This window comes from Kitasatospora acidiphila (assembly GCF_006636205.1).
GTDB lineage: Bacteria > Actinomycetota > Actinomycetes > Streptomycetales > Streptomycetaceae > Kitasatospora > Kitasatospora acidiphila.
In genome coordinates, this window is the sequence record NZ_VIGB01000003.1 from 5,825,145 (window position 1) to 5,839,239 (window position 14,095).

11 protein-coding genes are annotated in these 14,095 nt (G+C 73.4%); 8 read left to right on the forward strand and 3 right to left on the reverse strand.

Annotated features, from left to right (window positions below):
* Window positions 1-5: 5 nt before the first annotated feature.
* The 6 genes from E6W39_RS40530 (at window position 6) to E6W39_RS27675 (ending at window position 8,293) form a co-directional block, all read left to right on the forward strand.
* Window positions 6-1,757 carry a DUF2637 domain-containing protein gene (locus E6W39_RS40530; RefSeq protein ID WP_141635807.1) on the forward strand — a complete coding sequence of 584 codons (1,752 nt, stop codon included), beginning with the start codon at window positions 6-8 and terminating at the stop codon, window positions 1,755-1,757.
* Window positions 1,758-1,859: 102 nt separating this feature from the next.
* Window positions 1,860-3,158 (forward strand): DUF6986 family protein, encoded by a 1,299-nt coding sequence (locus tag E6W39_RS27655; RefSeq protein WP_141635808.1) that lies wholly within the window; start codon window positions 1,860-1,862, stop codon window positions 3,156-3,158.
* Window positions 3,159-3,245: 87 nt separating this feature from the next.
* Entirely contained in the window at window positions 3,246-3,905 is a 660-nt protein-coding gene (locus tag E6W39_RS27660; protein WP_141635809.1) for a YigZ family protein, read from the forward strand.
* Window positions 3,906-4,086: 181 nt separating this feature from the next.
* Window positions 4,087-4,446 (forward strand): cupin domain-containing protein, encoded by a 360-nt coding sequence (locus tag E6W39_RS27665; RefSeq protein ID WP_141635810.1) that lies wholly within the window; start codon window positions 4,087-4,089, stop codon window positions 4,444-4,446.
* Between the two features lie 169 nt (window positions 4,447-4,615).
* Window positions 4,616-6,502 (forward strand): hypothetical protein, encoded by a 1,887-nt coding sequence (locus tag E6W39_RS27670; protein ID WP_141635811.1) that lies wholly within the window; start codon window positions 4,616-4,618, stop codon window positions 6,500-6,502.
* A gap of 174 nt (window positions 6,503-6,676) precedes the next feature.
* A complete protein-coding gene (locus tag E6W39_RS27675) occupies window positions 6,677-8,293 on the forward strand; it encodes a restriction endonuclease (RefSeq protein ID WP_141635812.1) in 1,617 nt (538 codons plus the stop codon).
* Window positions 8,294-8,362: 69 nt separating this feature from the next.
* On the opposite strand, the gene E6W39_RS40535 is transcribed toward E6W39_RS27675, so the two are convergent.
* The 3 genes from E6W39_RS40535 to gabT all read right to left on the reverse strand — a co-directional run bounded on the left by E6W39_RS40535 (window position 8,363) and on the right by gabT (window position 11,602).
* Complete coding sequence (locus tag E6W39_RS40535) at window positions 8,363-9,028, reverse strand: MarR family winged helix-turn-helix transcriptional regulator (RefSeq protein ID WP_220140266.1); 666 nt, start codon at window positions 9,026-9,028, stop codon at window positions 8,363-8,365.
* A 158-nt stretch (window positions 9,029-9,186) separates the two neighbouring features.
* The gene (locus tag E6W39_RS27685; RefSeq protein WP_141635813.1) at window positions 9,187-10,041 is read right to left on the reverse strand and encodes a phosphatase PAP2 family protein; all 855 of its coding nucleotides are present in this window, start codon (window positions 10,039-10,041) and stop codon (window positions 9,187-9,189) included.
* A 220-nt stretch (window positions 10,042-10,261) separates the two neighbouring features.
* The gene (gene gabT / locus E6W39_RS27690) at window positions 10,262-11,602 is read right to left on the reverse strand and encodes a 4-aminobutyrate--2-oxoglutarate transaminase (RefSeq protein ID WP_141635814.1); all 1,341 of its coding nucleotides are present in this window, start codon (window positions 11,600-11,602) and stop codon (window positions 10,262-10,264) included.
* Window positions 11,603-11,960: 358 nt separating this feature from the next.
* On the opposite strand from gabT, the gene E6W39_RS27695 reads away from it, so the two are divergent.
* Window positions 11,961-12,674, forward strand: coding sequence for a hypothetical protein (locus E6W39_RS27695; RefSeq protein WP_141635815.1), 714 nt, complete (start codon window positions 11,961-11,963; stop codon window positions 12,672-12,674).
* Complete coding sequence (locus E6W39_RS43145; RefSeq protein WP_141635816.1) at window positions 12,599-13,948, forward strand: ATP-binding protein; 1,350 nt, start codon at window positions 12,599-12,601, stop codon at window positions 13,946-13,948. Before E6W39_RS27695 ends, E6W39_RS43145 begins: the two co-directional genes overlap by 76 nt.
* The last annotated feature ends 147 nt before the right edge of the window (window positions 13,949-14,095 follow it).

Sequence of the window (14,095 nt, forward strand, 5' to 3'; positions counted from 1 at the left end):
ATCGAATGGCACGTCCATCCCTTACCCGTGCGCACCGGGCGCTGTTGGGCGTAGTGGCTGTCGGTGCCTGCCTGATCTCCGGGATCGGTTTCGCCGGGTCGTACTCGGCGGTGCAGGCGCTGGCGATGCACAAGGGGTTCGGCGCGTTCTCGTACGCGTTCCCGATCGGTGTGGACGCCGGCATCGTGGTGCTGCTGGCGCTGGACCTGGTGCTGACGTGGCTTCGAATACCGTTCCCGCTGCTCCGTCAGGCTGCGTGGCTGCTCACGGTGGCGACCATTTCGTTCAACGCCGCCGCCTCCTGGGGCGACCCGCTGGGCATGGGCATGCACGCAGTCATCCCGGTGCTCTTCGTCGTCGTGGTCGAGGCTTCCCGGCATGCGGTGGGGCGGATCGCGGCGATCTCGGCGGACCGTCACATGGAGTCCGTCCGGCTGATGCGTTGGCTGCTGTCTCCGTTGCCCACCTTCCGGATGTGGCGGCGGATGCAGTTGTGGGAGCTGCGGTCGTACGACGAGGTCGTGCGCCTGGAGCAGAATCGACTGGTCTACCGGGCTCAGCTGCGGTTCCGGTACGGGCGGGGCTGGCGGCGCGCGGCGCCGATCCAGGCGCTGCTGCCGTTGAAGCTGGCCAAGTTCGGTGTGCCGCTCGACGTTTCGGTACTGGAGCGGATGGACCCGCAGGCCGTCCCCGCTGCCGTCCCCGCCGCCCCCGCTCCTGCGGTGGAGCGTGAGGCGGTGGAGCTCGAGAGCGCGGACCAGGAGGCAGTGCAGCCGGAGGCGGGCGCAGACCCGCGCTCTCAGGCCGCGGCAGTGGGGCCCACCCTCGCGAAGCTGGCCGCGGCCCGGTGGCGGGACGGCCAGCCGGGCCCCGAGCCGGTCGCGCAGCCGGAGCCGGCGGTCCGTCAGCAGGCAGCAGCGGTGGAGCAGCCGGTGCCCAGCCGGCCAGGGCGACCGGTTGCGGCGCTGCGTGACATCAGGGCTCAGCTGCCGGTCGACGCGGCGGCGGGGCAGGAGGCGGCCGGTGGGCCCGGGCAGCACCAGCCGGGTACGCCTGCGGCCGCTGCGGGCGAGCGACCCGCGGGTCAGCCGTCGCCGTGGTTCTCAGCGCGTCCGGCGGCGGAAGCCGAGGCACCCGTAGCGACCGCGCAGCCGGCGCACCCCGCGCAGCCCTCGTACCCGTACCAGCAGGGTGGCCAGGCCCCGGCCATGCACCCCGCCGCGCCCGCCGCCGCTATGACTCCCCAGGCGGAGCAGGCGAGCCGGCCGCAGCCGACGGTCGCTCAGCTGCTCGCACTGGCCGAGAACCGAGGCCAGGCCCCGGTGGCGGAGCAGCCCGAGCTGGACCTGGGTGCCGAACCGGCTCCCGCTCCCCAGCAGCAGGCCCGCGCGGCGCACACCGGTCCCGTGCCGCAACCCGGAGCCCCGCAGGGTGCCGCGCCGCAGCCCGCCCCCAGGCCGGCTGCGTCGGCGGCCCCGCTGGCGGACAATGTCTTCGCCCCGCGGGTGCCGGTGTCGCCGCAGGAGGAGGAGCCGGCCGGCTCCCGTCGTGAGCTGACCGTGGACCTCGCCGTGGAGGCCCTGATGGCCTACCAGGAGGACAAAGGCCACGACCCTGACGAGGAGCGGCTCGCGCACTACCTCTTCACCGAGTACGGGGTGACCGGCCGCCGACCGGGTGCGCCGGCCAGCCGGGGCGAGATGGCCCGGATCTGGCCCTACCTGCAGGACCGCTACGCCACGCTCGGCCGCGACTGACCGGACCGGACCGGTCCGCCCGGCTGGTGAACACCCATTGACGCTGCCGAGCGCCGTGGCTACCGTCGCATCAACAATCTGTTGAAGCGACTGGGGGTCAGGATGTCCGAGGTCGAGCAGACTGACGGTGCGTGGGCGGGAGCGGGGCGGGTGACCTTCTCGCCGTCCGCGACCGCCGCGGTGGAGGCGCTGCTCGACCCGGTCGACGCCGAGCTGACCCACCGCTACCCGGGCGATCCGGGCACCAGGCAACCCGTGCACACCGTGTACGTGCCGGCCGACGCCTTCACCGCCGACACCGTCGTGGACTGGGGCCGACAGGCAGTGGAGGTGCTGGAAGCGCAGGCCGGCACGCCGGCCGCGCTGGCCGAGGCGCTCGGGATCCCATTCGATGATCTGATCACCGAGGTGCACGCCCGGGTCCGGGCCAAGCTGCTGCGCGAGCCGATCGAGGACCTGCGGATCGACTTCGAGGACGGCTACGGACCCCACCCGGACGCCGAGGAGGACGCCGAGGCGGTGCGGGTGGCCCGGCTGGTGGCGGCAGCGGTCGCCGACGGCAGTGCGCCGCCGTACCTCGGTGTGCGGTTCAAGTGCCTGGAGGCGGCGGTCCGTGCCCGGGGGATCCGGACCCTGGAGCTGTTCCTGGGCACCCTGCTGGCGGAGCACGGCACGCTGCCCGGCGGACTGATGCTCACTCTGCCCAAGGTCAGCCATCCGCAGCAGGTGTCCGCGCTGGTCCGGCTGCTGGCCGACTTCGAGGAGCGGGCCGGACTGCCTGCCGGGCGGATCGGCTTCGAGATCCAGATCGAGACCACCCAGGCGATCCTGGGCGCCGACGGCCGGGCCACCGTCGCCCGGTTGATCGAGGCGGCCGAGGGACGGGCCACCGGTCTGCACTACGGCACCTTCGACTACAGCGCCGCCTGCGGTGTCAGCGCCGCCCACCAGAGCATGGATCACCCGGTGGCCGACCATGCCAAGGCCGTGATGCAGGTGGCCGCGGCCGGTACCGGTGTGCGGCTGTCCGACGGCTCGACCAATGTGATCCCGACCGGTTCCCGGGAGCAGGTCAGCGCCGCCTGGCGCCTGCACTACGGGCTGGTCCGCCGGTCCCTGGCCCGGGCCTACTACCAGGGCTGGGACATGCACCCGGCGCACCTGCCGACCCGCTATGCGGCCGTGTACGCGTTCTACCGGGAGGGCCTGGCGGCCGCGGCGGCCCGGCTGTCCGCGTATGTGGCGAAGGCCGGCGGTGCGGTGCTGGACGAGCCGGCCACCGCCAGGGCGCTCAGCGGCTACCTGCTGCGCGGGCTGGACTGCGGCGCGGTCGACCCGGCCGAGGTCACCGCGCTCACCGGCCTAGACCGGGTCCGACTGGACGCGCTGAGCGGGCGCTGACCGGCGAACGGCGGTGCGGGGCAGCGCGGCCCCACCGATGGTTAGGGTGGCCGGGACCGTGTTCCCGCCGTTCGGAGTGCCACCGCCATGTCGCAGCCAGACCCCAGGCCGTATCTGACCCTCAGGGCGGACGGCCGCCATGAGATCGAGGTGAAGCGCTCGCGTTTCATCTGCCATCTCGCGCGGGTCGGTGACGAGCAGGCGGCGCAGGAGTTCATCGCCGGGATCCGCAAGCAGTACTGGGACGCCCGGCACAACTGCACGGCCTTCGTGGTCGGGGCCGACCAGCGCCGCGAGCGGTCCAACGACGACGGCGAGCCGGCCGGAACGGCGGGCGTGCCGATGCTGGAGGTGCTGCGCCGACGGGGCGTCACCGACAGCGTTGCCGTGGTGACGCGCTACTTCGGTGGCGTGCTGCTCGGTGCGGGCGGCCTGGTGCGGGCCTACGGCGGTGCGGTCTCGGCGGCGCTGGACGAGATCGGCCTGGTGGAGCGGCGGCCGGTCGCGCTGCTGCTGGTGGCGGTCGACCACACCCGGGCCGGTCGGCTGGAGAACGAGCTGCGGGCGGCGGGGCACACGGTGCGGGAGTCGCACTACGAGGCGCGCGGGGTGCAGATCGAGGTCGGGGTTCCCGAACCGCAGGTGCCGGCCTTCCACGCCTGGCTCGCGGAGGTGAGTGGTGGTACCGCCGAGGCGGTGCCGGTCGGGCAGACCTTCGTGGAGGTTCCGTGGACCGAGCCGGTCTAGCCGTGCGAGCCGGACTGAGCCGGTCCCGGTAGGGTCGGGCGGACGGCCCGGGGGTCGGCTGCGCGGACGAACCGCCACAGTCGTATGTACTTTCGGACAAAGCGTGTTCTGACGGGTTCCCTCCGTGGCGGTGGTCAGTAGCCTGTGACCGTCGCCGAATCACACGGGAGCAGAATCCGAGATGGCCGTCATTCGGACCGTCACCCTCGCGCCGGGGGAGAGCACTGGCTGGCACTACCACCCGGCCATGGTTCGGGCCGTGCTGCTGTCGGGCGTCCTGACCCGGGTGTTCGAGGATGGGACGGTCAAGACCACTCAGCCAGGGCAGTTCCTGACCGAACTGCCGAACCAGCGGCACATCGGCCACAACGTGGGCCGGGAGACCGTGGTGATCCTGGCGAACTATCAGCAGCGGGCCGGCTGCCCGCTCGTGGTCCCGGCCGCGCCGACCGAGCAGGGCGCGGCGGCAGAACTGGCCGTGGTGGCACAGACCCTGTCAGACCAGCGCATTACCTCAGCTTCCGGCGATCGTGCCGGATGACGGACAAAAGCCACTCGAACGAATGAATTGGGCCCGGGGCTGGAACTACAGCCCCGGGCCGCGGCGTTCTTCGGGCACGGACCAGTCGACATCCGTCGGCCGCGGCCGTACGTCACCCCATCGATGGAGGAATCTCAGACCCCACCAGAGCACCACGGAGGCACCACCCATGAGCATCGAACGCGGCAGCCAGCGCGCTGCCGCCAGCAGGCCCACCGCCCCCGAACCCGGCCCCGACCCCGGTGGCCCGCCCGGACCGGCCATGCCGTACCGGATGACGGTGACGACCCGTCAGTCCCATGCCGAGGCCGTCGCCCTGGCCGACCAGTGCCTGGGCTCCTGGCTCAAGCACGAAGGCTTCCCCGAGCCCCCGCCCGCCTCGCCCGCCGAGCCGCCTCCGCTCCCTGAGGCGCCGCCCGCGCCGCGCTCCGAGCCGCCACCCGCTTCGAGCCCCGGAAGGGCGCCGGTCCAGCCGCCACCCGAGGCCACCCGCTCCACCGAGGGAACTGCCCCGACGCCGGTGCTGGCCGAGCGGATCCGCCTGGCCGACCGGGTACTGCTCGATCGGGACGACGGACCGCTGCCGGCCACCCCAGGCGCCGCACCCGGCCAGTACACCCGCCGCCGGCTCCGGTTGCCCGCTCCGCACGGCACCTACCAGCTGACCCTCACCGTCGCCACCGAGCGCGACGGTCCGAGCTGGCTGTGCCTGGAGGCCGAGCACCTGCCGGCCAGCCCCGGACTGCGCACCCCCGCCCGGGTCCCGGTGCCGGACCTCGTCCACCGTCTGCTGCCCCTGCTGGACGCTCTCGACGGGCCTGCGGAGGTCCGCCCGCACCCCCTGCTCATCACCGCCGGCGAGGTCGACGGCCTCATCGACGAACTCTGCGACCCCACCCGCCGGCTGCCCACCGTGGTCGCCAGCGTGCCGGCCGATCTGGATCCGCGCGCCTGGACGGCCGAGGTGCTGCACCCCCTGTTGACCGGAGTCACCGGACTCGCGGTCGGTTACATCCTCGATCCCGGTGCCCGAATCGCCTTCAACATCGCGCTCGAGTACCACACCGTGTACGGCGGAGCGGTGCGCACCTATCTGCCCGAGGTGGACCCGGCCTCCCGGCGGGACGCGCTGCGCCACCTGGTGCTGCCCAGGCATCGGATCGAAGGGCAGCCGCGCCGGGCCGCCGCCCTACTGGCCCGGGAGCCACGGCGGTTGGCCGCGCTGGCGCCGCTACCCGAGCCGCTTGCCCGGGTGCCGGTGCTGCGGGTGCGCCCCAGTCAGCGCCGCCCGGCTCCGTCGCTGCGCCCGCCGGTGCCGCCCGCCGTCGAGCTGACCGAGCTGGTCGAGGAGTTGACCCAGGCTCAACAGGCCGGGGCCGACGAGCTGCAGCGGGTGCGCCGGAGCCTGCACCGGTCCTGGCGCCGGGAGCTCCACCTGCGCGCCGAGAACGAGCTTCAGGGGACGGCGCTGCGCCGGGTCAGCAGTCAGCTGCGGGCGCTCAACAGCCGGCTCTGCCCACCCGGTGAGGCGGCGCCCGATCCGGCGGGGTTGCTGGCCGAGACACCGACCGGGCCGGTGAACTTCGCCGAACTGCTGGGGCGCATCGGCGAGTTCCCGTTGCTCAGTTTTACCGGGGACGAGAAGGAGACGCTTGCGCTGGAGAACCGCACGGTCGGCGGCAACTGGGTCAGACTCACCTGGGAGGGTCTGACCGCGCTCCAGGAGTACGCCACCGTCGCGGTCCTCGGCGCCGCCGGCGGCGACTTCAAGCAGTGGTGCGAGCGGGCCTGGGAGGGCGGCAGCCGGTTTCCACCGCGCAAGGCGGTGCGCGGGGAGTCGCGCACGGTCTGCAGTCACGCCAAGATGCGCCGGGAGCGGATGTTCGTCGTCCCGTCCTCGGTGGATCCGAGCGGCCGGGCTTTCATGGGCGCCCATCTGCGCATCGGGGGCGGCCGCACGGCGCCGCGGCTGCACTACCTGGACGACTGCTCGGGCAGTGGCCGGATCTACGTCGGCTACATCGGCATGCACCTCACCAACACCATGACCAACTGACCCACCGACGAGCCACTGTCAACCGCGCCAGGTGCAGCGCGGGGTGACGGGGGTGGAGAGGAGCGACAACCTGGCCCATCGGACCCGGAAACGGTGGACAATGCTCTCGGGGGTATGCCACATGCCCGGCCATCCAAGAAGCGCCGGACGACGAGCACGGGGGACTTACCGCCGATGCAGGATTCGACCAAGCGTCAGTCAGCCCTCGACGCCGCGCTCAACCTCCGCAGCGGCTTTCTGGCCGCGGTCTTCGGCGGGGCGACCGAAGGCCCGGGACCAGGCAGCACGGAGAACGGTCCGGCGGGCGGTGGGTCGGCCGGGGCGGCTGCCGAGCAGGGCACCGGCGAGGGCGAGCCTGATCCGCAGGTGGCCGCGCACGTCCGAGCCGCCGAGCTGACGCACCATCGGACGACCACGGTCCGCGCCGAGCAGCAGCGCCTGGCGGAGCTGCTGGTCCGGCTCGCGCTGCCGGTCAATGCGATGGACTTCGAGAGCCAGCGCCGCAGTTACGAGCCCCGGCCGTACCCCGACGGCCCGTCGACCGAGGAACGCGAACCGACCTGGGCGGACTTCGAGCCGCCGGCGCCGTCGGCCGGCGACGCCAAGCGGTTGCTGGACTCCGGCTACCAGCGGGAGCTGGCCCAGGCGCGGTTGGCCCACCAGCGCGCGCTGCGTGAGTGGCGCGCCGGGCGGTCCACCGCCGCCGACCCGGCCGAGGCCGCGGCCCGCGCCGCGTACGAGGAGGCCGAGCGGGCCAGGGCACGTGCGGTGCAGGAGTACAACGACAGTCTGGACGAGTGCCAACGGGCTTACCGGGAGGCCGAGCCGGCGGCCGTGGAGTCGCTGCTCGAGCGGGCACTGGCCGCAGCGGAGGCCACCACGCCCGAGCTGCCGGCGCCCTGCCGTGCGGTCTTCCGGCCGCTCACCCGCACGGCGGTGATCGACCTGGACCTGCCGCCGCTGGGCCTGGTCCCCTCGCTGGACGGGTACAAGCTCTCCCCGGATGGCGACATCAGTCCGGTGCCGAGGGCTCCCGCCGACCGGGCGGCCGACTACCTGCGGCTGGTCTCCCGTCTGGCGCTGCGTGCCCTGCAGGCGGTGGACGCGGTCGACACCGACGGCATCCTGGCCGGCGTGGTGCTCAACGGCTGGCTGCGCGAACCGTCCGTCAGCTGCCTGCTCAGCGTCGACGCGGACCGGGACGCGCTGGCCCGGACCAGGCTGGTGACCGAGGCGGAGCTGGTCGAGGAGGAGGGCGAGCCCGGGGTCTACGCGGCCGCCGAGCAGGACGAGGCACTGGTCCGGCTGCGCGACCTCGGCGCGGCCGTGACGCCCGACCCGTTCGCCAGGGTGGCGGTGCGGCCGTGTGCCAGTGCGGGGGCCGCGGTGCCGGCGGTGGCGGATCTGTCGTCCGGGGAGTTCGCCCTGCTGGTCCGCGAGGTCCTCATCAAGGGCGGGCTGCGGGACTGGAGTGTGCGGTTGCGTGGACAGGCAGGGCTGGTCGCAACGGGTGCCGGAGCCCCGGGCAGTGCGCTGCCCGGCCGCTGGGTGGTCTGCGCCTCACGTCGGCCCGAGCCGGTGGGGGTGGGCGAGCTGGTGATGCTGGCGGAGGCCGTGGCGGAGGAGTCGGCCGGGCACGGCCTCTGGCTGAGTACGGGCGGGTTCACCGACGAGGCGTTGGACTTGGTCGAGACCCCCGAGTACCGCCACCTCCACCTCGCCGACGGGCCGGGCTTCCGAGCCATGGCCGAGACCCACCTCGGCCTGCCGCTCGCCGTCACCGGGGTGTGAAGCACCGGGAGTGCAGGCCGCGGGCGCGTCGGTCGCGGGAGCGTGGGCCGGTGGTGTGTGGGCCGGTGGTCACTCCGAGGCGGCGGCTGGGCGGCGTGCGGCCTGTGCGTAGGCCGCCTCGGCCCGCCGGAGGACCTTCAGCATCACGGTGACCTCATCCGGGTCGGCGCCGCTGAAGTACTCCTGCGCCACCTCCTGGCGGACCTGCGCCAGCCGCTCCACGGCGGCCCGCCCGGCGGCGGTCAGCACCAAGCCCACCGCCCGCCGGTCGGCCGGATCGGGCACCCGCTCGACCAGCCCGCCCTGCTCCAGGGCGTCCACCACGGTGGTCGCCGAGCGCGGGGCGATGTTCAACCGGTCGGCCAGCTCACTCAGCCGGATCGCCCGGCCGGGGGTCTCGCACCGGTCGGCACGCTCCAGTACCCGCAGCGCCCGGCCCTGCCCCGGGGTGAGGCCGTACGGCTCCAGGCGGTGCACGGTCCGATGGCGGATCCGCTTCATCGCCCGGTTCAGCTCATCGGCCAGCTCGGCGATGTCGGTCGCTGCCGCACTGCCGGCCGTGTCCGCGCCGTCGTCCGCCTCCGCACCGCCGCCAGCACGGACGCTGCCGTCACCTGGCTCCCCGCTGCCGGCAGCGTCCGCGCTGGCGGCTGCCTCGGGACTGCCAGCCGGCTCAGCGGTGTCAGTGGTCGCAGCGGTTCCGGGCCGGCGGGAGTCGGTGGACGGGCTGGACATGCGGGCTCCTCGGGCGTTTCAGGTGCGGTCAGCGTAGCCCTCGGGGCCAGTACCGAGCCAGCCACATGATGAGCCAGGCTCAGTTCTTCGGCTCGACCAGCTCACCCAGATCACCCAGATCACCCAGATCACCCAGCCTGGTCACCTGCTCACCCCGGTCAGCCCGACCCGTCAGCCCGCTCGTGCCGCGGCAGCCATCGCAGCCACCGGGCCAGGCACCAGAGCACCAGCCCGGACAGGCACCAGCCGGCCAGCACGTCCAGGAACCAGTGGTAGTCGCACCAGATCAGCCCGGCACCCACCCCGGCCCAGAGCAGCGCGGCCACGGCGGTGAACGGCCATGAGCGGCGAACGGTACGGCCCAGCAGCAGCGCCGCGACCCCGAAGCTGATGGCGGCCGTGGTGGTGTGCCCGGACGGGTACCAGCCCCACTCGTGCGGCTGCAGCGGCTCGCCGAGCGGCCCGGGACGGGCGAACCAGGCCTTCGCCGGGACCACCAGCAGCGGGATCAGCACCGCGGCGCCCGCGGCCACCGTCGGCGGCAGCCACCGGTGCGGCCGGCCGGTACGCCACAGCCGCCAGGTCGCGATCACGCCCGCGCCGAGCAGCACCGGGATCGCCGGAACCGTCGAACCGAGGTCGGAGAGGAGATGAGCCAGGCCGTCCAGCACCCCGCTGTGCAGGGAGCCGCGCAGCTGTGCGGTGTCGTGCCGGACCGCGCGGTCCAGGCCGAGCAGCGGTCCGTTCGCCGCCACCTGCCAGGAGACCACCGCCAGCAGCACACCCAGCAGCAGCGGCACGGCCGGCGCGGCGAGCAGCCACGCGGAGACGGCGAAGAGCCGCCCCGGAGCGGGGGGGAGAGCCCCGGGGCGGCTGGGGTGATCGCCGTTCCGTGCGCCCCGGGGGGTTTGGGCCGGACGGGCGGTCGATCGGTCCTGTGTGGGCGCCGTCGCCGACGCCTGGTTGTCATCTCGGGCCGGCACGCCGACCGTGGGATGAGGCTCGCTGTCCATCTGCTCTGACACTACGTCAACAGGATTCGGCTCGGGTGGAGCCTGACCGGGTTCGCACAGCATCTTCACCTCGGCGGAGGCAACCTCCACCGGGTGTCGAATGTCTGCGCGCCGCCGCGCCCGGCCGGTGAGGGTGGCCTGGGCGCGACGGCGCGCGGCATGCGACGCGGGATCGGACCCGACGGGATCAGGCGCCCGCCGGGTCCGGACCCCCGCGGGATCAGACGCCGGCGAAGGCGTTCTCGATGATGTCCAGGCCCTCGGTGAGCAGGTGCTCCGGCATCACCAGCGGCGGCAGGAAGCGCAGCACGTTGCCGTAGGTGCCGGCGGTCAGCACCACCAGGCCCTCGGCGTGGCAGGCCTTCGCCACCGCGGCGGTGACCTCCGCGTTGGGCTCCTTGGTGCCCGGCTTGACCAGCTCGATGGCGATCATCGCGCCACGGCCGCGGACCTCGCCGATCACGTCGTACTTCTCCTGCATGGCGCGGAGCCGGCCGAGCATGACCTCGCCGATCCGCTGCGCCTTGGCGTTGAGGTCGAGCTCCTTCATGGTCTCGATGGCGCCCAGCGCGGCGGCGCAGGCCACCGGGTTGCCGCCGTAGGTGCCGCCCAGGCCGCCCGCGTGCGCGGCGTCCATGATCTCGGCGCGGCCGGTCACCGCGGCCAGCGGCAGACCGCCGGCGATGCCCTTGGCGGTGGTGATCAGGTCCGGGACGATGCCCTCGTCCTCGCAGGCGAACCACTGGCCGGTGCGGCAGAAGCCGGTCTGGATCTCGTCGGCGACGAAGACGATGCCGTTGGCCTTGGCGTACTCCACGATGGCCGGCAGGAAGCCCTTGGCCGGCTCGATGAAGCCGCCCTCGCCCTGGATCGGCTCGATGATGATCGCGGCGACGTTCTCGGCGCCGATCTGCTTGTTGATCATGTCGATCGCCTGCGCGGCGGCCTCGGCGGCACAGTTCTCCGCGCCGGTCAGCCAGCGGTACGGGTAGGCCACCGGCACCCGGTAGATCTCCGGGGCGAACGGGCCGAAGCCCTGCTTGTACGGCATGTTCTTCGCCGTCAGGCCCATGGTCAGGTTGGTCCGGCCGTGGTAGCCGTGGTCGAACACCACCACGGCGGTGCGCTTGGTGTAGGCGCGGGCGATCTTCACCGCGTTCTCCACCGCCTCGGCACCGGAGTTGAACAGCGCGGTGCGCTTCTCGTGGTCGCCCGGGGTCAGCTCGTTGAGCTGCTCGGCCACCGCCACGTAGCCCTCGTAGGGGGTGACCATGAAGCAGGTGTGGGTGAACGCGGCCAGCTGCTCGGCGGCCTTGGCGACCACGGCCTCGGCGCTGTTGCCGACGTTGACCACGGCGATACCGGCACCGAAGTCGATCAGGCTGTTGCCGTCGACGTCCTCCAGCACACCGCCGCCGGCGCGCGTGATGTAGACCGGGAGGGTGGTGCCGACCCCGGCGGCGACCGCGCTGAGCTTGCGGGCCTGCAGCTCCTGCGACTTCGGGCCGGGGATCGCGGTGACCAGACGGCGCTCCTGCGGGAGCAGCGGTGCGGCGCTCATAGAGGTATCTCCAGGGGGTCGGCTCGGATTGTCTCGGTGCTCGCAGGCTAAGGCCGCCACCGAGCCCACGGCATGCGCCAGTGGGGAGCACTGAGCCGTCCGACTTGTCCGGCCCGGCCAGCGCCGCCGTGGCACGGCCGACCAGACCCCGCTCCACTACATTGAGCGCGGGCGTGTCGTCTGCCGGGCGGCGCGGGTATCCAGAATGCCGGGTGCGTCGGGGCGAGGGAGCGGGGCCGCAATGGGACTGGACGGTACACAGGGCCAGCCGGGGCGACTCCTGGATCCGGCAGCCGTGCCACGGCAGGCCGGCGGGGGAGCACGGGGGCTGCGCGGATGGCTGGCGCAGGAGCGGCCGGTGGCAGCACCGGGGGTGTACCGGCTCGGCCACCAGCCGGACACCACCGCTTATACCGAGTCGGGTGAGCCGCAGACTGCCGCATGGCCGCTGCTGGTACGGGCAGTGCTGAACCTCATAGCGGCGCTCCTGGTGTACCGGTACGGCAACACACCGGTGCTCTATCTGCTGAAGTACACCGTTTGGCCCAGCAATCCGACGGAGGCTCAGGTCGCGTTCGGAGAGTACGGCGTCCGCATCGTGGTAGCGGTGTTCGCGGTGGTGGTGTTTGGGCGCATGGGGCGCTGGCGGGAGGTGTACAGGCGCTTCCTGACACCGACCGAGCTGCGGCGCCGGGCTGAACTGGTCCGGTCCCGGGCGATCACCAGGGAGGACGGCGCGCCTGAGCCTGAGAAGGTCGAGTCGGCACTGGAAGCCACGATGGACCCCTGGGCCGCCCTGCGCACCCCCGCGCTGGCGGGGGCGCTCGCGTTGCTGGACGCGGATACCCGGGCCGACCGGGTGAGTGATGTCGACTATGTGCGGATCCACCGGGTGCACCAGGAGGTCGCGGCGGAGGCGGCGTTGCTGGCGCGGTTCGCGGAGCAGGTGGCGGCGCGGGGGGCGGGGCTTGTGTGCACCCGTCGGAGCAGCGTGACGTGCCGCAGCCGCGGGTGGTGGAGCACGATCTGCTGGTGGGTCAGGTCCGGTTGGGCCTCGCGCAGGACGTGGTGAAGAACCCGGCCGCGCACCGGGGGGCCGCGTTCGCGCTGGACCGGGAGCTGCTGGCCACCTCGCTGCTGGCGGTCGGGCCGGCCGGGACCGGGAAGACGGCGCGGCTGGCCCGGCCGGTGGCGGAGGCGCTCTGCCTGCAGGCGCTGACCAGGTCGGCGTGTGCGGTGGTGGTCGGCGCGGCCGAGGCGGACCTGGGGCCGGACTCCGGGTACGACGTGGTGATCGCGCCGGGCGATCCGTCGTCGCCGTACGGGCTGGACCTGTACGGCGGGGCGAACGACCCGGACGGCGCGGCAGCCCGGTTGGCGGACGCGCTGCTGCCGGACGAGTTGTCGGCCCGCACCGAGAGTGCCCGGATCGCGTTGCAGCAGGTGGTCGGGCCGTTCCAGGCGGGGTACGGCCGCTACCCGGGACCGCGGGAGCTGCGTGCGCTGCTCGGCGGTGAGGAGGCGGCCTGGGCGGAGCTGGAGGAGCGGCTGCGGGCGGCCGACCGCTGGGCGGCGCACGAGTCGGACGTGCAGCACCGCCGGGGCCGGCTGGGGCGGCTGGACGACCCGGGGTCGCTGCTGGCCGACCGGCTGGCGCTGCTGGACCGGCCGGCCTTCGCGGGCTGCTTCGACGGTTCGGCGGCGGACCGGCCGGCCTTCGCGATGCGGGCGCTGGAGCATCCGCTGCGGGTGCGGGTGAAGCTGCCGGAGCGCAGCCACCCGGAGGCGGCCCGGATCCTCTCCCGGCTGGTGGTCGGGCAGTTCCTGCAGGCCGCGGCGGCGCGTTCGGACCGTTCGCTCTTCGCCGGCCTGGTGGTGGACGACGCGGCGGCGGCGCTGGACAGCGCGGCGGTGCAGGGGTTGCGCCGGCTGCCGGGGGCGAACGCGGGGGCGGTGCTGCTGCTGCGCAGCCTGGTGGACCTGCCGGAGGCGCTGCGGGTGCCGTTGTTCGGGGCGGTGGGCTGCCGGATGGCGTTCCCGGGGATAGCGCCGTGGGACGGCAAGCTGTTCTCGGAGGCCTGGGGGACGGTGCTGGTGCGGGAGCGGGCGGTGACGCTGGCGCCGGACACCTCGGGCGGGATGCTGCGCAAGACCGGCCGGCTGCTGCGCAAGGTGCTGGCCGGGACCACCGCGCAGACCGAGAGCGTGACCACCCGGGAGGTGGAGCGGCAGCGCTGGTCGCCGTCGGACCTGGCGCACGCGCTGCCGACCGGCCATGCGGTGGTGTCGCTGACCGCGGTGACGGGGGAGCAGGTGCCGCCGCTCCTGGTCGATCTGAGGAACTGACGCAGGGTAACCGGCAAACGGGCATTCGGTTAGTTACGCTCCGGTGGATTAGGTCTCACGGCTTGTCCGAAGCGTCCATAATGAAGACGAAAGCCCCCACTGTTCGCTCGGCTGCAACGAGGCCGCCGGGTCGGTCCCACCGAAGGT

Bases quoted from the DNA above. Each gene is read 5' to 3' on its own strand.
- E6W39_RS40530 (WP_141635807.1), top strand. From the start codon at position 6: ATGGCACGTCCATCCCTTACCCGTGCGCACCGGGCGCTGTTGGGCGTA.
- E6W39_RS27655 (WP_141635808.1), top strand. From the start codon at position 1,860: ATGTCCGAGGTCGAGCAGACTGACGGTGCGTGGGCGGGAGCGGGGCGG.
- E6W39_RS27660 (WP_141635809.1), top strand. From the start codon at position 3,246: ATGTCGCAGCCAGACCCCAGGCCGTATCTGACCCTCAGGGCGGACGGC.
- E6W39_RS27665 (WP_141635810.1), top strand. From the start codon at position 4,087: ATGGCCGTCATTCGGACCGTCACCCTCGCGCCGGGGGAGAGCACTGGC.
- E6W39_RS27670 (WP_141635811.1), top strand. From the start codon at position 4,616: ATGAGCATCGAACGCGGCAGCCAGCGCGCTGCCGCCAGCAGGCCCACC.
- E6W39_RS27675 (WP_141635812.1), top strand. From the start codon at position 6,677: ATGCAGGATTCGACCAAGCGTCAGTCAGCCCTCGACGCCGCGCTCAAC.
- E6W39_RS40535 (WP_220140266.1), bottom strand. From the start codon at position 9,028: ATGTCCAGCCCGTCCACCGACTCCCGCCGGCCCGGAACCGCTGCGACC.
- E6W39_RS27685 (WP_141635813.1), bottom strand. From the start codon at position 10,041: ATGGACAGCGAGCCTCATCCCACGGTCGGCGTGCCGGCCCGAGATGAC.
- gabT (WP_141635814.1), bottom strand. From the start codon at position 11,602: ATGAGCGCCGCACCGCTGCTCCCGCAGGAGCGCCGTCTGGTCACCGCG.